This window comes from Glutamicibacter sp. NPDC088483 (assembly GCF_044753145.1).
GTDB lineage: Bacteria > Actinomycetota > Actinomycetes > Actinomycetales > Micrococcaceae > Glutamicibacter.
Window position 1 is genome coordinate 1 of sequence record NZ_JBIVMP010000009.1, and the last position, 20757, is coordinate 20757.

At 61.3% G+C, this 20757-nt stretch carries 20 protein-coding genes; 11 read left to right on the forward strand and 9 right to left on the reverse strand.

Going from position 1 to position 20757, the window contains the following annotated elements; all coding sequences use genetic code 11:
- The first annotated feature begins 205 nt into the window (after positions 1 to 205).
- The 6 genes from ACIP6G_RS17365 (at position 206) to ACIP6G_RS17390 (ending at position 7801) form a co-directional block, all read left to right on the forward strand.
- Positions 206 to 2179 carry a M13 family metallopeptidase gene (locus ACIP6G_RS17365; protein ID WP_400291524.1) on the forward strand — a complete coding sequence of 658 codons (1974 nt, stop codon included), beginning with the start codon at positions 206 to 208 and terminating at the stop codon, positions 2177 to 2179.
- 138 nt (positions 2180 to 2317) lie between these two features.
- Complete coding sequence (gene lysS / locus ACIP6G_RS17370) at positions 2318 to 3832, forward strand: lysine--tRNA ligase (protein ID WP_332488537.1); 1515 nt, start codon at positions 2318 to 2320, stop codon at positions 3830 to 3832.
- 2 nt (positions 3833 to 3834) lie between these two features.
- Positions 3835 to 4002 carry a hypothetical protein gene (locus ACIP6G_RS17375; RefSeq protein WP_166650875.1) on the forward strand — a complete coding sequence of 56 codons (168 nt, stop codon included), beginning with the start codon at positions 3835 to 3837 and terminating at the stop codon, positions 4000 to 4002.
- A 137-nt stretch (positions 4003 to 4139) separates the two neighbouring features.
- Positions 4140 to 4460 (forward strand): Lsr2 family protein, encoded by a 321-nt coding sequence (locus tag ACIP6G_RS17380; protein ID WP_400291527.1) that lies wholly within the window; start codon positions 4140 to 4142, stop codon positions 4458 to 4460.
- Between the two features lie 269 nt (positions 4461 to 4729).
- Entirely contained in the window at positions 4730 to 7243 is a 2514-nt protein-coding gene (locus tag ACIP6G_RS17385) for an ATP-dependent Clp protease ATP-binding subunit (protein ID WP_105659016.1), read from the forward strand.
- Positions 7244 to 7333: 90 nt separating this feature from the next.
- Positions 7334 to 7801, forward strand: a complete 468-nt coding sequence (locus ACIP6G_RS17390) for a hypothetical protein (RefSeq protein WP_400291529.1) — start codon at positions 7334 to 7336, stop codon at positions 7799 to 7801.
- Positions 7802 to 7833: 32 nt separating this feature from the next.
- On the opposite strand, the gene ACIP6G_RS17395 is transcribed toward ACIP6G_RS17390, so the two are convergent.
- The 4 genes from ACIP6G_RS17395 to ACIP6G_RS17410 are packed head-to-tail and all read right to left on the reverse strand — an operon-like array spanning position 7834 to position 10367.
- On the reverse strand, positions 7834 to 8280 hold the full coding sequence (locus ACIP6G_RS17395; RefSeq protein WP_105659014.1) for an iron chaperone: 447 nt from the start codon (positions 8278 to 8280) through the stop codon (positions 7834 to 7836).
- Positions 8277 to 8699 carry a VOC family protein gene (locus tag ACIP6G_RS17400; RefSeq protein WP_105659013.1) on the reverse strand — a complete coding sequence of 141 codons (423 nt, stop codon included), beginning with the start codon at positions 8697 to 8699 and terminating at the stop codon, positions 8277 to 8279. Before ACIP6G_RS17400 ends, ACIP6G_RS17395 begins: the two co-directional genes overlap by 4 nt.
- A gap of 48 nt (positions 8700 to 8747) precedes the next feature.
- Entirely contained in the window at positions 8748 to 9092 is a 345-nt protein-coding gene (locus tag ACIP6G_RS17405; protein WP_219844379.1) for a helix-turn-helix transcriptional regulator, read from the reverse strand.
- Positions 9093 to 9149: 57 nt separating this feature from the next.
- The gene (locus ACIP6G_RS17410) at positions 9150 to 10367 is read right to left on the reverse strand and encodes an MFS transporter (RefSeq protein WP_400291531.1); all 1218 of its coding nucleotides are present in this window, start codon (positions 10365 to 10367) and stop codon (positions 9150 to 9152) included.
- 130 nt (positions 10368 to 10497) lie between these two features.
- On the opposite strand from ACIP6G_RS17410, the gene ACIP6G_RS17415 reads away from it, so the two are divergent.
- The gene (locus ACIP6G_RS17415) at positions 10498 to 11007 is read left to right on the forward strand and encodes an amino-acid N-acetyltransferase (protein WP_105659010.1); all 510 of its coding nucleotides are present in this window, start codon (positions 10498 to 10500) and stop codon (positions 11005 to 11007) included.
- 5 nt (positions 11008 to 11012) lie between these two features.
- On the opposite strand, the gene ACIP6G_RS17420 is transcribed toward ACIP6G_RS17415, so the two are convergent.
- Both ACIP6G_RS17420 and ACIP6G_RS17425 read right to left on the reverse strand, forming a co-directional pair.
- On the reverse strand, positions 11013 to 11813 hold the full coding sequence (locus tag ACIP6G_RS17420; protein ID WP_400291534.1) for a DUF1206 domain-containing protein: 801 nt from the start codon (positions 11811 to 11813) through the stop codon (positions 11013 to 11015).
- Positions 11814 to 11877: 64 nt separating this feature from the next.
- The gene (locus ACIP6G_RS17425; RefSeq protein ID WP_400291536.1) at positions 11878 to 12786 is read right to left on the reverse strand and encodes an A/G-specific adenine glycosylase; all 909 of its coding nucleotides are present in this window, start codon (positions 12784 to 12786) and stop codon (positions 11878 to 11880) included.
- A 123-nt stretch (positions 12787 to 12909) separates the two neighbouring features.
- Between ACIP6G_RS17425 and ACIP6G_RS17430 the strand changes: the two genes are divergently transcribed.
- Positions 12910 to 13527, forward strand: coding sequence for a hypothetical protein (locus tag ACIP6G_RS17430; RefSeq protein ID WP_400291538.1), 618 nt, complete (start codon positions 12910 to 12912; stop codon positions 13525 to 13527).
- Positions 13528 to 13533: 6 nt separating this feature from the next.
- On the opposite strand, the gene disA is transcribed toward ACIP6G_RS17430, so the two are convergent.
- Genes disA through ACIP6G_RS17445 form a run of 3 tightly spaced genes read right to left on the reverse strand, consistent with a single transcriptional unit; the run spans position 13534 to position 17100 of the window.
- On the reverse strand, positions 13534 to 14607 hold the full coding sequence (gene disA / locus ACIP6G_RS17435; protein ID WP_105659006.1) for a DNA integrity scanning diadenylate cyclase DisA: 1074 nt from the start codon (positions 14605 to 14607) through the stop codon (positions 13534 to 13536).
- A 34-nt stretch (positions 14608 to 14641) separates the two neighbouring features.
- Positions 14642 to 16036 carry a DNA repair protein RadA gene (radA, locus tag ACIP6G_RS17440; protein ID WP_400291540.1) on the reverse strand — a complete coding sequence of 465 codons (1395 nt, stop codon included), beginning with the start codon at positions 16034 to 16036 and terminating at the stop codon, positions 14642 to 14644.
- Between the two features lie 35 nt (positions 16037 to 16071).
- Positions 16072 to 17100, reverse strand: a complete 1029-nt coding sequence (locus ACIP6G_RS17445) for an aromatic acid exporter family protein (protein ID WP_286134711.1) — start codon at positions 17098 to 17100, stop codon at positions 16072 to 16074.
- A 326-nt stretch (positions 17101 to 17426) separates the two neighbouring features.
- Here ACIP6G_RS17445 and pstS point away from each other — a divergent pair, with 326 nt between their 5' ends.
- From pstS to pstA, 3 genes are all read left to right on the forward strand, one after another.
- Positions 17427 to 18542 (forward strand): phosphate ABC transporter substrate-binding protein PstS, encoded by a 1116-nt coding sequence (gene pstS, locus ACIP6G_RS17450; RefSeq protein WP_105659003.1) that lies wholly within the window; start codon positions 17427 to 17429, stop codon positions 18540 to 18542.
- A 119-nt stretch (positions 18543 to 18661) separates the two neighbouring features.
- On the forward strand, positions 18662 to 19597 hold the full coding sequence (pstC, locus tag ACIP6G_RS17455; protein ID WP_105659002.1) for a phosphate ABC transporter permease subunit PstC: 936 nt from the start codon (positions 18662 to 18664) through the stop codon (positions 19595 to 19597).
- The gene (gene pstA, locus ACIP6G_RS17460) at positions 19597 to 20736 is read left to right on the forward strand and encodes a phosphate ABC transporter permease PstA (RefSeq protein ID WP_133835039.1); all 1140 of its coding nucleotides are present in this window, start codon (positions 19597 to 19599) and stop codon (positions 20734 to 20736) included. Before pstC ends, pstA begins: the two co-directional genes overlap by 1 nt.
- The last annotated feature ends 21 nt before the right edge of the window (positions 20737 to 20757 follow it).

Genomic DNA, 20757 nt, shown 5'->3' on the forward strand with positions numbered 1-20757 from the left:
TGAGGGTGTGGGAGAGTAGGTCACCGCCGGACTTAACTTGAGTAGATGGTTTGAGGCCCTGGTACCGTTTGGTGCCGGGGCCTCACCTGTTTAACTAGACTATTTAAGCCGTACGCGCATCGGCGGTCCTCACCCTTCCTATCTTCATGGATGTAGATAAGGTGTGTAGTAGAAATAACAAGATCTTCTACACGAGGGGCTTTCCTTGACCACCGAGACTACGAGTCCACTGACATACCGCGACGATTCAATTCGTCCCCAGGACGATCTCTACCGCCATAGCAATGGCAAGTGGTTCGAGACAGCAACAATTCCAGGGGATCAAGGAATTTACGGTTCCTTCATGGAACTCCGCGACCAGGCTGAGGCTGCGGTCCACGGAATCATTAATGAAGCAGTACAGAAGGTCGATTCCGGTGCAGAAACTGACGCCGCCACCCAGCGCATTGCCCGCCTCTACAGCTCATTCATGAATGAAGCCGTTATCGAAGAACGCGGTGCCGATCCGGTTGCTGTCTTTTTGAATACTATTTCCGATATCCAGAACACCGAACAGCTGCTCGAAGTATGCGGTTTCTTCCAGCGCAAAGGCATCAGCGGCTTCATGGATATCGGCGCGATGAACGACGCCGGCAATCCGGACCGGAACCTGCTGACCTTCCTGCAAGGCGGCCTGGGCCTGCCTGATGAGTCCTACTATCGCGAAGAGCAGTTCGCTGAAACCGTATCCGACTACCAGGACCACCTTGGCCGCCTGCTGGCCCTTGGCGGTATTGCTGATGCCGAAGCCGCGGCCGCACATGTCGTAGCGCTCGAGCAGGCCATGGCCTCGCATCACTGGGACCGGGTCAAGGTCCGCGATGCTCAGGCACGCTACAACCTGATGTCCGATGAGGAGCTTTCCGCGCTTTTCCCGGGTGTGAGGACCTGGCTGGCAGGCGCCGGCATTGAGCCGAAGTACTACAGCGAAGTTGTCGTCTGGCAGCCAAGCTACCTTCAGGGATTGTCTGAGCTATTCGGCTCCCAGCCGCTGGATGCCTGGAAGAACTGGTTGCGGGTCCAGGTGCTGCGCTCGTTCGCTCCCTACTTGTCCAGCGCATTCGTCAATGAGAATTTCTCCTTCTACTCGGCCAAGCTCGGTGGCGTGGAACAGCTCAAGGAACGCTGGAAGCGAGGTGTCGCATTCACCGAAGGTGCTGTAGGCGAAGACATCGGCCAGCTGTACGTGGCTGAGCACTTCCCTGCAGAGGCCAAGGACGCCATGGACGCGCTGGTCCAGCGGCTCATCGAGGCTTACCGCATCTCGATCAGCGAACTGTCCTGGATGGGACCGGAGACCATCGAAAAGGCACTGGATAAGCTTTCCAAGTTCCGTCCGAAGATCGGCTACCCGAACCAATGGATCGACTACTCTGCCATCCAGGCTGATGAACTGGACGTCATCGCGAATATTGCCTCGGCGAACGAATTCGAGTTCGCTCGTGAACTGAAGAAGATCGATGACGGGGTGGATCGCGAACTGTGGTTCATGTTCCCCCAGACGGTGAACGCCTACTACCACCCGCTGCTGAACGAAATCGCGTTCCCAGCGGCAATCCTGCGCCCGCCATTCTTCGACGTGAACCGCGACATCGCCTCGAACTTCGGCGGCATCGGCGCGGTCATCGGCCACGAAATCGGCCACGGCTTCGATGACCAGGGCTCGCAGTTCGATGGCACTGGCCAGTTGACCAATTGGTGGACCGATGAGGACCGGGCTTCCTTCGAGAAGCTGACCGCCAAGCTGGTGGACCAGTACAACGCGCTGTCCCCTTCAGAAGCCCCGGAACACAACGTCAACGGTGCACTGACCTTGGGCGAGAACATCGGCGACCTCGGTGGATTGGGCATTGCCTACAAGGCCTACAAGCTCGAGCTGGCCGCCCTTGGCATACAGGAAGATGAAGTGATCGACGGCATCACCGGAGACCAGCGCTTCTTCTACTCCTGGGCCGAATGCTGGCGCACGCTGATTCGACCGGAGACCGCGGTGGTACGCGTGACCACCGACCCGCATGCACCCGGGGAGTTCCGCTGCAACCAGGTGCCGAAGAACCTGGCATCCTTCCACGAGGCCTTCGGCACCAAGCCCGGCGATGGCATGTGGCTGGATCCAGCTGACCGCGTAGAAATCTGGTAAACCGCATAACTGAATGGATACGGCAGGGGCAAAGCCAGCTTTGCCCCTGCCCTATCCTGCGTTGCGGGCCAAGATCACTGTGTAAGGCTGATCATGAAGGGCTTCAACTGCACGCCATGACACGTAGAATGGTCTATTGTGACTTCCGAAAATAATTCCGCACAGGCCCCAGATCCAAACGACCAGCGACAGGTGCGCACCGATAAGCGCAACCAGCTGCTGGCCAAGGGCGAGGAAGCCTACCCGGTAGGCATAGCTCGCACCCACTCGTTGCAGGAAATCCGCGACAAGTACGAGCACCTCGAAGCTGGTGAAGAGACCGAAGACGTCGTCGGCATCGTCGGCCGCATCGTTTTCATGCGCAACACCGGCAAGCTGTGCTTCGCCACCTTGCAGGAAGGCGGCCAGAAGGGCGAAGGGGTTCGCCTGCAGGTCATGCTCTCGCTTGCCAACGTTGGCGAAGAGCGCCTGGCCCAGTGGAAGTCGCTCGTCGATCTGGGCGACCATGTGTTCGTGACCGGCAAGGTCATCTCCTCGCGCCGCGGCGAGCTGTCCATCATGGCAGACGCTTGGGAAATGGCTTCCAAGGCCCTGCGCCCACTGCCGGTGCTGCACGCCGATCTGAATGAAGAGACCCGCGTGCGCCAGCGCTACGCCGATTTGATCGTGCGCAACGAGGCCCGCGAAATGGTCTACAAGCGCGCCGCGATCGTCCGCGCCGTACGCAACACCCTGGAGAACCGCGGCTACGTCGAGGTTGAGACCCCGATGCTGCAGCTGGTTCACGGTGGCGCTTCGGCCCGTCCATTCAAGACGCACCTGAACGCCTTTGACCAGGAAATGACCCTGCGCATCGCAACCGAGCTGTACCTCAAGCGGTGCGTCGTTGGCGGTGTCGACCGCGTCTTCGAGGTGGGGCGCATCTTCCGCAACGAGGGTGTCGACTCGACCCACTCGCCGGAATTCACCACCTTGGAATCCTACGAAGCCTACGCCGACCAGTACGTCATGGCCGATCGCATCAAGGAAATCATTCTCAATGCCGCTGATGCCATTGGCGCCGGCCGCACCATCGAGACCCCCAAGGGCACCGCTAACTTGGACGGCGAATGGCGCTGGGTCAGCGTCTACCCTGGCCTGTCCGAAGCTGTCGGCGTGGAGATCACCCCGGAAACCGAAGCTTCGGTACTGCGCGAAGTCGCTGCGAAGCACGAAGTGAAGATCGATCCGGCCTGGGGCGCCCAGAAGCTGGTCATCGAGCTCTTCGGCGAAATCGTCGAGCCGACCTTGATCGACCCGACCTTCGTGTGCGACTACCCGCCACTGGCACAGCCGCTGGCACGCCCGCATCGCTCGAAGCCGGGAGTCATCGAGGCCTGGGACCTGATCATCGGCGGCATGGAGCGCGGCACCGCGTTCTCCGAGCTGATTGACCCGGTGATCCAGCGCGAGCGCCTGACCGAGCAGTCCCTGATGGCTGCTGGCGGCGATCCGGAAGCAATGCAGCTTGACGAAGACTTCCTTCGTGCATTGGAATACGGTGCACCGCCGATGGGCGGTATCGGTTTAGGTATCGATCGTCTGGTTATGCTTTTCACCAACGTCGGTATTCGTGAAACTATTCTGTTCCCACTCCTAAAGCCGGAGGCATAGGAATGCCATATATTGAGGCGATCGTCCCGACAATCGGCCTGGCACTGCTTTTCTGGTACGTGATGAAAGCAATTACAAACGCGGATCGAAAAGAACGCCAAGCTGAAGCTGAAGCTGATGCGCTAATTCAAAATCGCTCGGATTCTAATAATCCAGTAAACGAGAATTAGTCTTTCCTGAAAGAACCTTGTGAATTCTGATGATAATTAGAGTTTAGTGCGGCTATTTGTATATGCTTGTTGTTTGAAATGGGCTGATGATCGAATGTCAGTTGGTCCAGTACATTCAAGCTCGGAGGAATTCCTAAATGGCACGTCAGGTTCAAATTGCCCTGATCGACGATATTGATGGTAGCGAGGCGACTGAATCTATTGCATTCAGCGTCGCTGGTCAGCATTTTGAAATCGACCTGAACGACGAGCATGCTGCTCAGTTCCATGCAGCCATCGAGCCGTACATCGATGCGGCGCGCTCGTCGAAGCAGACTGCAGCGAGCGAAGCTCCAGCAATCCGCGCATGGGCGAAGGAAAACAACATCAAGGTCAACGCACGCGGACGCCTTAATGCAGAAGTTGTAGATGCCTACAATGCTGCAATGCGCAAGGGCGGACGAAACCGCACGAAGTAATTTGCGAGGTTTTCAACAAGTCTCAATATAAGAGCCGGCACGCAATGCGTGCCGGCTCTTATTCTTATAACGACGTTCGTAATTCATCCAATACTTTCATTGAACATCGCAATATTGGCGAGCCAAGTAAATCCGGAAATTAATTGCACCTCAATTACGGATTTCCGGTACCAGGGGACCGCTTCGGTTATCCCTGTGGCGAACAAGGGCGCATTGCCGGCGCTTGGTGCGTAGCATCGAATTATTGGTAAGCAAGGAGTGTGCCGAAGATGTTTGAGAGATTTACCGACCGTGCCCGTCGAGTTGTCGTGCTCGCCCAAGAAGAGGCGCGCATGCTCAACCACAACTACATCGGCACCGAGCACCTGTTGCTCGGTCTAATCCACGAAGGCGACGGTGTCGCCGCAAAGGCGCTTGAGTCGCTGAATATTTCGCTGGGTGCCGTTCGTGAGCAGGTTCAGGAGATTATCGGCAAGGGCCAGCAGGCGCCTTCCGGTCATATCCCGTTCACTCCTCGCGCCAAGAAGGTTTTGGAGCTCTCGCTGCGCGAAGCGCTGCAGCTGGGGCATAACTACATTGGTACCGAGCACATCCTGCTCGGCCTGATCCGCGAGGGCGAGGGCGTCGCAGCCCAGGTACTGGTGAAGCTGGGCGCTGACCTCGGTCGCGTGCGCCAGCAGGTAATCCAGCTGCTCTCGGGCTACCAGGGCGGCAAGGAAACTGCCTCCGCTGGCGTCAGCTCGGGCGGACAGCAGGAAGGCACCCCGGCAGGCTCGGCGGTGCTCGACCAGTTCGGCCGCAACCTCACCGCAGCTGCCCGCGAGGGCAAGCTCGATCCAGTGATTGGCCGCGAGCACGAGATGGAACGCGTCATGCAGGTCCTCTCGCGCCGTACCAAGAACAACCCGGTGCTGATCGGCGAGCCTGGTGTCGGCAAGACCGCAGTCGTCGAGGGCCTGGCCCAGTCGATCGTGCGCGGCGATGTGCCCGAGACCATCAAGGACAAGCAGCTGTACACCCTGGACCTCGGTTCCCTGGTGGCCGGCTCCCGCTACCGCGGCGACTTCGAGGAACGCCTGAAGAAGGTCCTCAAGGAAATCCGCACCCGTGGCGATATCATCCTGTTCATCGACGAGATCCACACCCTCGTTGGTGCTGGTGCCGCCGAGGGCGCCATCGATGCCGCGTCGATCCTCAAGCCGATGCTGGCTCGTGGCGAACTGCAGACCATCGGTGCCACCACCTTGGATGAGTACCGCAAGAATATCGAGAAGGATGCAGCGCTTGAGCGCCGCTTCCAGCCGATCCAGGTCAAGGAGCCTTCGGTAGAGCTGACCACGCAGATCCTGCGTGGCCTGCGCGACCGCTACGAGGCGCACCACCGCGTGACCATCACCGATGGTGCACTGCAGGCCGCTGCCACGCTGGCGCACCGCTACATCTCCGATCGCTTCCTGCCGGACAAGGCCGTGGACCTGATCGACGAGGCGGGCGCACGCCTGCGCATCCAGCGCATGACCGCTCCTCCGGCCTTGAAGGAAATGGACGAGGAAATCGCCACCGTGCGCCTGGAGAAGGAAGCTGCGATTGACGCGCAGGACTTCGAAGGGGCTGCCTCGCTGCGCGATAAGGAATCCAAGCTGATTGAGGCCCGCAACGAGAAGGAGAAGTCCTGGCGCAATGGCGACATGGACGAAGTCTCCGAGGTGACCGAGGACCTTATTGCCGAGGTACTTGCCAACTCCACCGGCATCCCGGTTGTGAAGCTGACCGAGGAAGAGTCCACGCGCCTGCTGAACATGGAAGACGAGCTGCACAAGCGCGTCATCGGCCAGGACTCGGCGATCAAGGCCATTTCCCAGGCGATCCGCCGTACCCGTGCAGGCCTGAAGGATCCGAACCGCCCAGGTGGTTCGTTCATCTTCGCCGGCCCAACCGGTGTAGGCAAGACCGAGCTGGCCAAGGCGCTGGCAGAGTTCCTCTTCGGTGAAGAAGACGCGCTGATCACCCTGGACATGTCCGAATACTCGGAGAAGCACACCGTTTCCCGGCTCTTCGGTGCTCCTCCGGGCTACGTCGGCTACGAAGAGGGCGGGCAGCTGACCGAGAAGGTCCGCCGCCGTCCGTTCTCCGTAGTGCTCTTCGACGAGGTCGAGAAGGCGCATGCCGACTTGTTCAACTCATTGCTGCAGATCCTGGAAGACGGCCGCTTGACCGACTCCCAGGGCCGTGTGGTGGACTTCAAGAACACCATCATCATCATGACCACCAACCTCGGTACCCGCGACATCTCCAAGGGTGTGATGACCGGCTTCCAGTCGGCCGCGGATACCAAGACCGGTTACGAGCGCATGCAGGCCAAGGTCCAGGAAGAACTGCGTCAGCATTTCCGCCCTGAATTCCTGAACCGTGTTGATGACACCGTGGTCTTCCCGCAGCTGAACCAGGACGAGATCGAAGAAATCGTCGACCTGTTCATCGCACGCCTGGCTAAGCGTCTGGAAGAACGCGAGATCACCATCGAGCTGACCCAGGCTGCCCGCAGCCTGCTGGCCCAGCGCGGTTACGATCCAGCAATGGGTGCCCGCCCGCTGCGCCGCACCATCCAGCGCGATATCGAGGACCAGCTCTCCGAGCGCATCCTCTTCAGCCAGATCGTTGCGGGCCAGAAGGTCACCGTCGACGTCGAGGGCGAAGGCGAGAGCCGCAAGTTCGTCTTCCACGCTGAAGGCGGCACCGGCCAGCTGGAAGGCGAGCCGGCCCCGGCAGCACTGGAAAGCTAGGCCGCAGAGGCATAACCCATAGCCGTGGAACTGACAATGTTCAGTTCCACGGCTATTGGCTTTAATCCGGCCATGTCGTAGGCTCAACACATGAAGAAGCGAAGCAAAGGGCAACAGCTGATTGCCGCTTCCTGCCTCGCAGTCATGGCCTATTCAGCCCTGTACCTTCTCCTCCGTCCCCAGCTTCCTGGACAATTGGTGCGCCATGCCGGCACCGACGGAGCCGGATACGGCCCAACGTGGCTGGTGGTGCTGGTGATTGGTGCCGCGGGCACGCTCAGTATTGCCATCGGCATCATTGCCTACCGCGACTTCACCTCATTGGAGCACTGGAACCCGGGACCGAAATCGATTGTGGTCTGCTTCCTGGCCGCTGGCTTCGGAATCCTCGGACTGGGCGCTGCCATGCTTCTCGCTGCCATGGGAGAAGACGCCGCGCAGCAAGGCACCCTGCCTATTGGCATGGGACTGCTTGGGCTGATCGGGGTCTTCGCGCTTTCCGCCTCGCTGCTGGCAAAGGCATTGCCCCAGACGGAGCAAGAAAGCCTCGACGCCTGAAGAGCAATCGATTCCCTCCGGGCGTGCTGGACTTAGCGTGCCACCGCCTTGGCTACCAACTCGGCAAGCATTTCTTCGAGCTGCCCATCAAGCGCGGTAATGGCGAACGAGGTGGGCCATAGGGTGCCCTCATCCAGCTGCGCAACATCGTTGAAGCCGAAAGTCAGGTAGCGGGTACCGAACTTCTTGGCATCCTGCATGAAGCACAAGATCTTGCCGTCCAAAGCGTAAGCGGGCATGCCATACCAGGTTTTCGGCTCCAATTCCGGAGCCGTCTCGGTGATGATCCGGTGCAGCTTCTGCGCAAGCACCTTGTCGTTGCCCTCGAAGGAAGCAATCTTCTCTTCCACTTCCTTGCGGGCCTGTTCCGCCTTCTCGGCTTTGGTCATGCGCTTCTTCGAAGTGCGCACCTCAGCGGCCCGCTCTTTCATCGCGGCCTTCTCAGCGGCTGAAAAGCCTTCTTGTTCTGAACTGCTCATGCTTCTTCTCCCTGAACTGCTTGGTTGATACGGACCATATTTCCCGAAGGATCGCGGAAGGCGCAATCGCGCGGACCCCACGGTTGGTCCATTGGCTCCTGCAGGACTTCAGCGCCCGACGCACTCAAAGTTTCAAAGACCTTGTCCAGATCATTGGTGGACAGCACCAGCGGGCCGATCGCGCCTTTGGCTACCAGCTCGGCCAAGGCCTGCGCATCGGCAGCTGACCGGCCAGCGCCCGGAGCCGAAAGCACCAGGCTGGTGCCGGCGCCGTCGGAGCCGCCAAGGGACACCCAGCGGAAGCCGCCGTTGGCGACATCGGAGAGGACCGTGAAGCCCAGCGCATCGCGGTAGAACGCGAGCGCCTCATCCACATCGAGCACGGTCAAAGGGACATGATTGATTGAAATGCTTGCCATGGCTCCAGCCTAGGGAGCGCCGACCAGATAGCGCTTCTTCAAAACTGCTCAGAATCTCTCGGGACGCAAAAGGATCTTGGCGATGCAGGCAGGGATCTGCTCGGTGGCTGAATGGTCCCGTTCCCGGTATGACGAGGGAGTTTCGCCGACCACTTCGGTGAAGCGCGTGCTGAAGGAACCCAGAGAGGTCCATCCCACTTGCATGCAAGCATCTGTTACCGAGACCGATGCGCGCAGCAGATGCATGGCGCGCTCGATACGGCGGGTGAGCAAATAGGCATGCGGGGTCTCGCCATAGGCCCGCTTGAACTCCCTGGAAAAATGAGCAGGAGACATGGAAGCACGCTGGGCCAACGCAGGCACATCCAATGGTTCCGCATAGTGCCGGTCCATCAGGTCCCTGGCCCGGCGCAGGTGCGCCAGGGTTTTCAGCGCTTCGGCATCCACCGGCTAGCCCCGGTTCCTGGCTCGCAGGACAAGGAATGCACCCAGCACCGTTGAGCACAGGTAGATCCCGGTGACGGTGATCCAGCCCGCGGTGAAGCCACCGGCCGAGCCGACCAGCAGGCCCATGGCCAAGGGCCCCACGGTGAAACCGCCAAACTGGCCCGCCGAGACGATTCCGCTGGCACTTCCCAGGCGGCTTGCGGGGATCACCCGCAGCAAGCCCGCCATCAGCACTACCGAAACTCCCAGGGCCGAGGCCCCGTGCAGGCAGACCGCTAGCCAGAGCAAGGCCACCGAGTGCAGCTGCTGGGCCATCAGGAAGCTGGCACCGCCCGCAGTGGCCAGCGACGCCAGCAGCAGCAAGAGCTTAGGCGCTGATACGCCGCGTGACATCATCTGCCCCCATCCGACGCGGGCGGAAACGCCAATGACGCCAGCGACCGCGGCGGTCAGGCCGCCAGCCACCAAGGAGAAGTCCAGCTCGCGGACCGCAAAGAGCGCCAGGTAGACGTTGGTTGCCTGTACGCCGACACCGTTGATGAAACCGAATAGGGCCAGCGCAAAAATGACGAACTTCGTGGAGGGGGCGGCCGCAGCCACCGGCTGGCTCGCGCCCGCTGCCGCCTTCTGCGGGGCAGGCGCGGCGAGCATGGGGGTTGCGCGGATAACCCGTACAGCGATCACCGCGAGGACCGCGGCGAGCACGGCGCCGGCCAGCGATGCTCCGTTCCAGCCAATGAATGCAGCCAGCAGCGGGAACCCCACGCTGCCTACGAGCTGCGAAACCTGCACGCCAGACTGCTTGATGCCAGTCCACGTGATGCGCTGGGCACTAGGGACGCGCTGGGCCAGAATGCGGTTGGTGACCCCGTTGGGGAATGACTGGGCGAAGCCGGCCAGGCCGGAAGCCGTCAGGAGCAAGACGTAGCCTGCGGGAATGGCTGCCAAGCCCAGCGCGACCGCCGTCGTGCCGAAGATCAGCAGGATCAGCCTGGTATCCGGTTGCCTGTCGGAGAACTTCCCGAAGACGGCGTTACCCAGTGCGGCGCAGCCGAAGCACACTGTCGCCAACAGGCCGAACTGGGATTCGGTGATTCCCAAATCCCTGATGACCAGGTCGCTGGTGGCGTTCAACCCGTAATTAAGCAGGGGAGCGATGCCGACGGCGGATAGGAGGATGGCAAGCAACCCGAATCCGGGGCGTGCTGTTCTAGCTGGCATCCTCATCCTTGCTCCAGTGCGACTTCAATGTTCAAGTTTATCTTGGCACGCCGTGTTGCGGGATGTTCCTTCAATGACATATCCGGCATCTGCTTCGATTCTGCAAACGGTGGGGCATAGGATTTAGAACGTGAACTCTTTTACCGTCCGCTCAGCCAGAACCAGTGATGTCAACGCTATCCGCAATCTTGTGCGCCCGTTGGCCGAGGAACGGATCCTGCTGGATAAGGAAGCGGTCACCTACTACGAGTCCATCCAGGAATTCCTGGTTGCCGAGGACGCGGACGGCAATGTTGTCGGCTGCGGCGGTTTGCACGTCATCTGGGAAGACATTGCCGAAATCCGTACCTTGGCGACCTCGGGCGAGCTGCGTGGCAAGGGCGTAGGCCATGTCCTGCTCTCCGAACTCTTGGAACGTGCCCGGGAAGTCGGGGTTGGCCGCGTTTTCTGCCTGACCTTCGAAGTGGATTTCTTCATACGCCAAGGCTTCAAGGTGATGGCTGACCAGAGCGCCGTGGATCCAGCGGTATACCAGGAGATCCTGCTCTCCCGGGATGAAGGCGTCGCTGAATTCCTGGACCTCGCACGCGTGAAGCCGAATACCTTGGGAAACACCCGCATGATCATTACGCTGGACTGATACTTCTAGTCCATCCGGTCGTAGCGCGCACGGAATACCAGGTACAGCGCGTAGCAAACCAGGCCCGCACCGATAGCAACCAGGGCAACCGGCCCAAACGGCTGATCCTGGATGGCCTTCAGCGCGCCATCAATGCCGCTGGCCTCTTCCGGGTCGCGCTGTACCGTGGCCACGATGAAGAGCAGGCCCACGGCACCGAGGACTACGCCCTTGGCAGGATAGCCCAGCATGCCCGAGTACTTGATCGCGCGCGATACCTCGGTATTTCCGGAACCGGAGAGATCCTTCAAGAACTTCCGGGTGGCACCCTTGTAGATGTAGTAGCCAGCCATGGCCAGCAGCCCCAGGCCCAAGGCGATCAGCAACCCCCGGCCAGGGCCGGTCTCCATCATTTCTCCGCTGAAGCTGGTGGCAGTCTTTCCCGAATCACTGGGAATTCCTACCGCAAACCGCCCAAAGGTGAAGCCGACAGCCAAGAATGATACGGAGATGGCCGCGGACTTGAGCCTGCCCTTCAGCTCGTTTTCGGGCAAGAAGACCTGTGCCAAGGACCATAGGCCCAGCAATAGTGCGCCGATTGCGCAGATCCACAGCAAGACCATGCCGAAAGGCTGCTCGGCCAAGGCGCCCATGGCTCCGCCCTGATCGGCTTCCGCCTTGCCGCCGGCAGCGACGAAAGCTGCGAGGATTCCCACGGTTGCGTGAAGTACGCCGTTGGCGACGTATCCCAGGCGTGCGGCGCGTTCGAACCATGGGTGCTTGGCTACGTGGCGAACAGCAGCGGCCGGATCAACTGAAGCGTTCATGGGCTAAGCATAGGTAGGCATCAGGGCATAAAGCTAGCCGCTTCTGGCTCGTTCCGGGCCGATGCTACGAAGGCAGGCGGATTCCATCTTCTTCGGCGATCGCCAGGCCATCTTTGAGCAGCCCGGCCAGTGCCCGTTCACGCTGCTCCAATGGTGCTTGCAGTTGGTCAAGCGCCACATACCTTGCATGCGATTCATGGGACAGTTCGGCCAGGAAGGACTGCTCTGGCACCGCCTGCTCGTGTTCGCGCAGGATCGCCATGATGGCGCCGCGGACCTGCCGGTCCGTACCCTTCCAAGCTTGTCCCTTCGGGATGTAGTGCGGGGCCGGCTGCCCCTGGGCAATCCATGCGCACTGCTGGAAGACCGGGCATTGCTCGCACTTCGGGCTGCGAGCGGTGCACACCAGGGCACCGAGTTCCATTACCGAAATATTCCACAGATTCGCTGCCTGATGATCCTCGGGTTGGACTTCTGCAGCCCGGGCGAATTCACTGGCGCGCGGGCTTGGCTCGGGCAATGCCATGCCGCCGAAGAGCCGTGCATGCACGCGGCGAATATTCGTGTCCACGACAACGGTGCGCTCGCCGAAGGCAAAGCAGGCGATGGCGGCCGCGGTGTAGGAACCGATGCCCGGCAAGGCCAGTAGCTCGGCTTCGGTGCGCGGGACTTCGCCGTTGTACTCGGTGGTGATCTCCACGGCGGCGGCATGCAAGCGCTGCGCGCGCCGCGGATAGCCCAGCCGTCCCCACGCTTTCAGCGCTTCGGACAGCGGATCCGCAGCCAGATCCTGCGGCAGTGGCCAGCGGCGCATCCATTCTTCCCAAACCGGCAAGACACGAACTACCGGAGTCTGCTGGAGCATGAACTCGCTGACCATGACTTCCCAGCCGCTCACTCCGGGGCGTCGCCAAGGCAGGTCGCGGGCGTTCTCTAGGTACCAGGTGTTGATGGTGTTGTGGATTTGCTGCACCCCACCACTCTAAGCCAGCGCACCGGCCGCCCGGAATCAGCGGGAATGGATTGAAGAACGTGATTTGCCCCGGATCCTACGCCATTACCGGCTTCGGGTAGGCAAATGAATTAGCCTTAAGCCATGAGCAACGCATCAGGGGGGAAACCATCGGCCAGCGTCTACCGGCGCAGGCGGATCACCGTGGCAGTACTTGCCCTGGTGCTCGTCGGCCTGCTTGTCTGGGGCGTCGTTGCGCTGGCCGGATTGTTCTCCCCTGATGAGAAGAATACTGCGGGCAATGAGCCAAGCGCCCAGCAAACCCAGTCGGTTCCTTCGCCATCGCCAGAGCCGGAAGACGACGAAGCTGCGGCCAAGAAGTGCAAGAGCGACGAGGTCGAGATTACTGCGACTACCGATGCGAAAAGCTACGCCTCGGACAAGAAGCCGACCTTGCTGCTGGGCATCGAAAATGTTTCCAAGCGCGAATGCGAATTGAACGTCGGAACCACGCAGCAGGAGTTCCTGGTTTCCAGCGGCGCGGACCGCATCTTCTCCACCATCGACTGCCTGGACGGCGCAGAAGATGTGAACCTGGCCTTCAAGCCGGGGCAGAAGGAGAACGCGCGCTTCACCTGGAACCGCGAGCGTTCGGCTCCCGGGTGCAAGTCGGTCAGCGTGCAGCCGCGTCCGGGAACCTACAAGTTCACCGCGGCCATCGGCGACTTCGTTTCGGAGCCGGTCACCTTCACCTTGGAGTGAAAAGGCCTAGATGTAGCGATCCAGCAGCGAGGATTCGGCCATGCGGGCCAGCCCTTCCCGGATGGAGCGTGCACGCTGCTCGCCGACGCCCTCGATTTCCATGAGCTGGCTGGTTGACGCTGCCATGAGCAGCTGCAAGTTATCGAAGGACGCCACCAGGCGGTCCCCGACCAGCTTGGGCACCGTGCGGATCTGCGAAAGCAGGCGGTAGCCCTTCGGGGTCAGCTGGTCGTCTTGGCCAATGGTGGAGTGCGGGAACAGGATCTTGGTCAGGCCATCAAGCTCAATGAGCTGGGCATCGGAAACTTCATGCAGCGTCTCCAGGGCACGCTCGATATCCAGCTCCTGGCCTTCCGCGTCGGAATAGTCCCGCAGAAGCAACTGGTTATCCGCCTGGATGCCGGAGAGCAATTCCGCATGCTGGGCCGCCAGCAGGCGCCCATCGATGCCCAGCTCCAGCACGTAGCGGGAGATTTCTTCGCTGGTACGGCGCAGCATCTCGGTGCGCTGCAAGACAGCGAGCACTTCCCGCGCGGTGGCGACATCTTCAATTTCCGCAGCTGACAGGGCGCTGGTGACCTGGTCCAGGCGGTGGCGGTACCGTTCCAAGGTAGCAATAGCCTGGTTGCCGCGGGCCAGCAGGCGCTCGGCTGGCTCGAGCACATGGCGCTCGCCGTCGGCATAGAGGGTGATGGTCTGCATGGACTGCGAAACCGAAATCGTCGGGAACCCGGTTTGCGCGGCTACGCGTTCTGCCGTGCGGTGGCGGGTGCCGGACTCCTGGGTTTCAATCTGCGCATCCGGCATCAGCTGCACGCCGGCCTGCTGGATCTGGCGTCCTGTGCCGTCCAGAATGATCGCGCCGTCCATCTTGGCCAGTTCGCGGATGCGTGTAGGCGTGTATTCGGTGTTGATCCTGAAGCCGCCGGAGCTGATCGACTCCACGAGCCTGTCATGGCCCAGCACTATGAGAGCGCCAGTACGGCCGCGCTGGATCCGTTCAAGACCCTGGGCGAGCTCGGTACCCGGGGCAATCTGGGCCAGAACGGCAAGGAATCCGGGGGTTGGGTGCGCTTTCAACTTGCGTCCTTTCGGCGGGCAGCAACAATCAAGTTTATCCTGCGGGCTTCTGTCGCTGGTTAAACGCAATATCCAGCGCCTGCGCGATGTTCTCCACCTGGAATACGCGGATGCCCTCGGGGATATTCTTCAACGGTTCCGGGGTGGCCGGAGCCATCGCGAAAGAGAAGCCCAGACGCTGCGCCTCGGTGATGCGCCGTGAGATTTCCGGTACTTGCCGAACTTCCCCGGCCAAGCCGACTTCGCCGAAGGCCACGAAGTCCTGCGGCAGCGGGAATTCATTCATCGAAGAAGCCAATGCCAGCGCGCAGGCCAGATCCGAGGCGGGTTCGGCAATTTTCACGCCACCCACGGTGGCGATATACGAGTCCATGGACGACAGATCCATATGCGCGCGGGCCTGCAGCACCGCCACAACCATTTGCGCCCGCGCGGCATCCAAGCCACTGGTGGCCCGGCGGGCAGCAGGGGCATTGCTGCGCGAGAGCAAGGTCTGCACCTCGGCAACCAGGGGCCGGCGGCCCTCCATCGTGACGGTGATGCAGGTGCCCGGCACCGGGGTGCGGGTTCGGGTGACGAAAAGCTTGGAAGGATCGGTCAGCGATTCAATGCCGTCTTCATTCAAATCGAAGCAGCCCACCTCGTCGGTGGCTCCGTAGCGGTTCTTCAGCGCGCGCAGGATGCGCAATCGCGAATGCTTCTCGCCATCGAACTGGCAGACCACGTCCACCAGGTGCTCGAGTAGCCGTGGGCCGGCGACCGAACCTTCCTTGGTCACGTGGCCGACCATGATGGTGGACATGGCTCGGGTCTTGGCCGCGTTGATGATCGAGGCAGCGACTTCGCGCACCTGGGAAACGCCGCCGGCAGCGCCGTCCACCTCTGCCGAGGAGAAGGTCTGCACCGAGTCCAGGATCAGCAGCTGCGGATCGATCTCCTGGATCTGCCCCAAGGCCAGAGCCAGGTCGGTTTCGGCGGCCAGGAACAGCGTATCGGCGATGGCGTTGATGCGTTCGGCGCGGGACTTTACCTGCGCGGCGGACTCTTCACCGGTTAGATAGAGCACGCGCAAGCCGGTTTGCGCGGCTTTCGCGGCAACGTCCAAGAGCAGCGTCGACTTGCCCACGCCAGGTTCGCCGGCCAGCAGGATCGCGGCTGCCGGAACCAGGCCGCCACCGAGCACGCGGTCAAGTTCGGAGACGCCACTGGGGCGGAAGGCCGCTTCGGAGCCGTCAATCTGCGCGATCGGCTTGGCTGGGTGGGCCACCTTGGCCGCGGCTACGGTACGGGCGGAGACGACACCCACTTCTTCGACGGTGCCCCAGGCCTGGCATTCGCCGCAGCGGCCCACCCACTTAATCGTGGTCCACCCGCATTCATAGCATTTGAACGATGCGGAAGACTTGCTGCGAGTGGAGGTTTTGGCCATGGCTCAATGCTATCGAGCTATGCGGACATTTTCGTTCAGGACAGCTTGGGCAGCACTTCGATGGCTTCTTCGTGTTCGCGGCCGGCCGCTTCGAGCAGATCCACCACCATCGGGCGCAGCAGCAAGACCAGGCCTTCGCCCTGGAGTCCCTCAACTCCCAGGGCGCGCGGATCCAGCTGGGCGGCGACGCCTTCGAGCTGCAGCTGGGCGGCCTTCTCGTATTTGCGTTGGCCAGCCACCGTGGTTTCGCGCACCGAATGCGCCAACGTGTTGACCGCTTCGGATAGCTCGCGCATCAGGGGAGCCAAGGTTTGCGCGCCTTCCGGGGTCAGTGCGCTGTTGCTGAGCACGGAGGCAAGGCGCCGGGCGAAGACCCGCGAGTTGCGGGCGGCCCAGTCGTAGTGGTTGAAACGCTTGGATAGCCGGTTCAGTTCATGGCGGTGGCGACGCCCGGTGGGGGAAATCGTTGCGATTTCCTTCGAAGCGCGGAAGGCGGCTGGCAGCATATCCAGGTACTTCTGGGTTCCGCGAGCCTTGATCAGTGCGTGGAAGGCTGCGCGCCGGTCATCGTCGCGGATGGCCCAGGCGCATTCCAAAAGCGCTTCGGAGAGCTCCTTGAACAGATCCGATAACGCGGACACCGGGCTGCGCCGCGGGTCGGTAGGCCAGAAAATAATCACCAGCAGGGCAAGCAGGGACCCGGTCAGGGCATCGATGGAACGGGCAAATGGCCCATCCGCGCTGATGGGCAGCAGCACTACCAGTGCCGATTGCATGCCCAGCTGGGTGGAGAAGATGGCACCGGAATCCAAATAGCGGGCAATGACCAGACTCAGCGACATCACCAGTGCGGCCTGCCAGATCCCCTGCCCGAACCAATGCATGAGGGTATCGCCCAGCGCCACCCCCAGGGTGCACCCCAGGGCGACTTCGGCGGTTTTGCGCACGGTGGTGGAGGCGCCGAAGCCCAGGGAAACCAGCGCGCTGGTGGCTGCGAAAATCGGCTGGGAATGTCCCCAGATGCTTTCGGCGATCCAAAAGGCTCCGATTGCGCCAAGCGTCATGCGCAGGATTCTAGGCAGGGAGTTGCGCGAGCGTATCAGCCCAGCGCGATTGCGCTGCGCTATGAATCCGAATAGATGCGCTGGCATGCGCTTCACTTTCCGCCCAGTTGCCATGGCTTCAGTCTTCCACGTGTTCGGCGGCAGGTGGCAGAAGCTGCCGGGATATTGCGCTGGTGAGCAGGATCACTTGGCTTCGGGTATGTTGTTAACCTTATGTTCACCTTTGCCGGGGGAGCTGGTTACTTTCGATCTTTAACGTCGTAGATGAAGCGGGAAGAAGCCGCTGAAGGTTTTACATCGATCTACCAACATGGGGAGTAAATCTCGTGAAGCTCAATCGCTTTGGCAGCGCAGCTGCTGTTCTTTCCGTAGCGGCACTCGCGCTGACCGCTTGCGGCTCGGATAACCCAACCGCCGCAGCAGGTTCTGAAGGTGCCGAGGCGTCGGCAGCATCCGGTGTCACCGGAACCCTGACCGGCATCGGCGCATCCAGCCAGAACTCGGCCATGGAAGCATGGACCACCGGCTTCAAGACCGCTAACCCGGAAGCCAACGTGCAGTACTCGCCAGACGGCTCCGGCGCAGGCCGCGAAGCATTCCTGGCCGGTGGCGCGCAGTTCGCCGGCTCGGATGCATACCTGAAGGAAGACGAAGCCGAAAAGGCCAAGGAAGTTTGCGGCCCAGAAGGCGCATTCAACATCCCGGCCTACGTTTCGCCGATCGCGATCGCTTTCAACCTCGAAGGCGTTGAAGAGATCAACATGGACGCAGCCACCATCGCCAAGGTGTTCAAGAAGGAAATCACCAAGTGGAACGATGAGGCTATCGCCAAGCAGAACGAAGGCGTTGAACTCCCGGACACCGCAATCACCGTGGTGCACCGCAATGATGAGTCCGGTACCACCGAGAACTTCGTCGAGTACCTGAAGGCCGCAGCGGCTGACGTTTGGAGCTACGATGTTTCCGGCGACTGGCCAAGCGACATCCAGTCGGAGAATGCCAAGGGCACCTCTGGCGTGGTTTCGACCACCACCTCCACCAACGGCGCAATCACCTACGCCGACTTCTCCGCAGTGGGCGGCCTGTCCACCGTGAACGTGAAGGTCGGCGAGGAATACACCAAGATTTCTGCTGAAGCAGCTGCCAAGGCACTGGAGACCGCAACCCCAGTTGAAGGCGCAGCCGAGAACGACCTGGCTCTGGACCTGGAGCGCGACACCACCGAAGCGGGCACCTACCCAATCGTCCTGGTTTCGTACCACATCTTCTGCAGCAGCTACAAGGACCAGGCAACAGCCGATCTGGTCAAGGCCTTCGGCAACTACGTCATCTCCGAAGATGGCCAGAAGACCGCGCAGGCTTCGGCAGGCAACGCCCCGATCTCGGCAGCCATTGCCGAGAAGGCAAAGAAGTCGATCGACGGCATCACCGTCGCCGAGTAGTACCCCGCCGGGCAACCGGCACCAGGTGCGGGTGGACGAACTCACCCACCCGCACCAGCAGTACCCCTCCACCCCCGCAGTGAAAACTGCACCACCCCCGTTTCGTAAAGGCTCTAGCCATGACTACCAATGCTTTGACAAGCAAGTCATCGACTTCCGGCCGCGCTGGTGACAAGATCTTCTCCGGTGCCGCCCTGGGCGCCGGTGTCCTGATCCTGATCACGCTCTTCGCGGTCGCGGTCTTCTTGCTGATCCAAGCCCTGCCGACGTTCTTCGCCGATCCGGCGGAGATTTCCGGCGGCGCAGGATTCTTCGCTTACATCTGGCCGATTGTTATCGGCACCGTGATCGCAGCGGCTATCGCGCTGCTGATCGCCACCCCGATCGGCATCGGCGTGGCGCTGTTCATCTCGCACTTCGCTCCACGCAAGGTCGCAGGCCCGCTGGGCTACCTGATCGATCTGCTCGCCGCGATCCCCTCGGTGATCTACGGCGCGTGGGGCTACATGGTGCTCGCTCCGGCTCTGGTTCCAGGCTACGAATGGCTGGCCAAGAATCTGGGCTTCATCCCCATCTTCGAAGGCCCCGCCAGCCAGACCGGCAAGACCATGCTCACCGCCGGCATCGTGCTGGCCGTGATGGTGCTGCCGATCATCACCTCGCTGAGCCGCGAGATCTTCTTGCAGACTCCCAAGCTGCACGAGGAAGCCGCGCTGGCACTGGGCGCAACCCGCTGGGAAATGATCACCACCGCGGTGATCCCGTTCGCCCGTCCGGGCATCATTTCCGCCGTCATGCTGGGTCTGGGCCGCGCCTTGGGCGAGACCATGGCCGTTGCGCTGGTGCTCTCCACCGGCAACCTGATCCCATCGCTGATCAAGACCGGCAACCAGACTATCGCCGCGGAAATCGCCTTGAACTTCCCTGAGGCCTTCGGCCTGCGCCTGGCAGAGCTGATCGCCGCCGGCCTGGTCCTGTTCCTGATCACCCTGGTCGTGAACATGATCGCTCGTGGAATCATCGCCCGCCACAAGGAATTCTCGGGAGCTAACTGATGAGCACCATGACTACTAACCAGAGCAACAGGCCCGGGGCCCCGACTCCACCGGTGCGCAAGCGCAACTCCTTGGCCAAGGGCAAGCTGCCGAAGTGGGCCATCTGGGCGATCGCCGCAGGCGCCATCATTGTCGGCGCGGCAGCGTCCACGCTGACCGGCTTCAACGTTGCCTCCTTCGCCATCTACTCGGCGCTCATCTTCCTGGTGGCCGCCTCCGTGATCACCACCGCAGCTGAAGGCAAGCGCCGCGGCAAGAACGCGATGTGGACCTACCTGATCTACGCGGCGTTCATCGTCGCCGTAATCCCGCTGGTATCCGTGCTCTATACGGTGCTGGAAAAGGGCATGCCGGGCCTGAACAGCCACTTCCTGTTCAGCTCCATGAACGGCGTGACCGGCGCGGTGGACAATGAATCCGTCGCCAATGGCACCCCGGTAGTCGGCGGCGCGTACCACGCGGTGATGGGCACCTTGCTGATCACCCTGTGGGCCACCTTGATCTCCGTTCCAGTGGGCATGCTGACCGCTGTCTACCTGGTGGAATACGGGCAGGGCAAGGCGCTGTCCAAGGCGATCACCTTCTTCGTCGACGTGATGACCGGCATTCCTTCGATCGTTGCCGGCCTGTTCGCAGCGGCCTTCTTCGGCATGATCCTGGGTCCGAACGCCCGCATGGGCATCGTCGCGGCGGTCGCGTTGAGCGTGCTGATGATCCCAACGGTGGTCCGCTCCACCGAGGAAATGCTCAAGATCGTTCCCAACGAACTGCGTGAAGCTTCCTTCGCGCTGGGCGTGCGCCGCTGGCGCACCATCTTGAAGGTCGTCATCCCGACCGCGATCTCCGGCATCGCGTCGGGTGTCACCTTGGCCATCGCCCGCGTGATCGGCGAGACCGCGCCAATCCTGGTCACCGCAGGCATCGCAAGCCAGATCAACATGAACGTCTTCGCAAACTGGATGTCCACGCTGCCAACCTTCATCTACTACCAGATCCTGACTCCGACCAGCCCGACGAACATCGACCCGTCGGTGCAGCGCGCCTGGGCTGCGGCCCTGCTGCTGATCTTCATGGTGATGGCGTTGAACCTCCTCGCCCGCCTGGTCGCTTCGATCTTCGCCCCAAAGAAGGGCCGTTGAGCTAAGGCTCCGGTCCGGACA

Excerpts from the sequence above, each read along its gene's own strand:
- ACIP6G_RS17410 (WP_400291531.1), bottom strand. The coding sequence starts at position 10,367 with ATGCCAGCTAGAACAGCACGCCCCGGATTCGGGTTGCTTGCCATCCTC.
- ACIP6G_RS17420 (WP_400291534.1), bottom strand. The coding sequence starts at position 11,813 with ATGAACGCTTCAGTTGATCCGGCCGCTGCTGTTCGCCACGTAGCCAAG.
- ACIP6G_RS17385 (WP_105659016.1), top strand. The coding sequence starts at position 4,730 with ATGTTTGAGAGATTTACCGACCGTGCCCGTCGAGTTGTCGTGCTCGCC.
- ACIP6G_RS17380 (WP_400291527.1), top strand. The coding sequence starts at position 4,140 with ATGGCACGTCAGGTTCAAATTGCCCTGATCGACGATATTGATGGTAGC.
- pstC (WP_105659002.1), top strand. The coding sequence starts at position 18,662 with ATGACTACCAATGCTTTGACAAGCAAGTCATCGACTTCCGGCCGCGCT.
- ACIP6G_RS17430 (WP_400291538.1), top strand. The coding sequence starts at position 12,910 with ATGAGCAACGCATCAGGGGGGAAACCATCGGCCAGCGTCTACCGGCGC.
- ACIP6G_RS17375 (WP_166650875.1), top strand. The coding sequence starts at position 3,835 with ATGCCATATATTGAGGCGATCGTCCCGACAATCGGCCTGGCACTGCTT.
- pstA (WP_133835039.1), top strand. The coding sequence starts at position 19,597 with ATGAGCACCATGACTACTAACCAGAGCAACAGGCCCGGGGCCCCGACT.
- ACIP6G_RS17405 (WP_219844379.1), bottom strand. The coding sequence starts at position 9,092 with ATGGACCGGCACTATGCGGAACCATTGGATGTGCCTGCGTTGGCCCAG.
- ACIP6G_RS17390 (WP_400291529.1), top strand. The coding sequence starts at position 7,334 with ATGAAGAAGCGAAGCAAAGGGCAACAGCTGATTGCCGCTTCCTGCCTC.
- ACIP6G_RS17395 (WP_105659014.1), bottom strand. The coding sequence starts at position 8,280 with ATGAGCAGTTCAGAACAAGAAGGCTTTTCAGCCGCTGAGAAGGCCGCG.
- ACIP6G_RS17445 (WP_286134711.1), bottom strand. The coding sequence starts at position 17,100 with ATGACGCTTGGCGCAATCGGAGCCTTTTGGATCGCCGAAAGCATCTGG.
- radA (WP_400291540.1), bottom strand. The coding sequence starts at position 16,036 with ATGGCCAAAACCTCCACTCGCAGCAAGTCTTCCGCATCGTTCAAATGC.
- ACIP6G_RS17400 (WP_105659013.1), bottom strand. The coding sequence starts at position 8,699 with ATGGCAAGCATTTCAATCAATCATGTCCCTTTGACCGTGCTCGATGTG.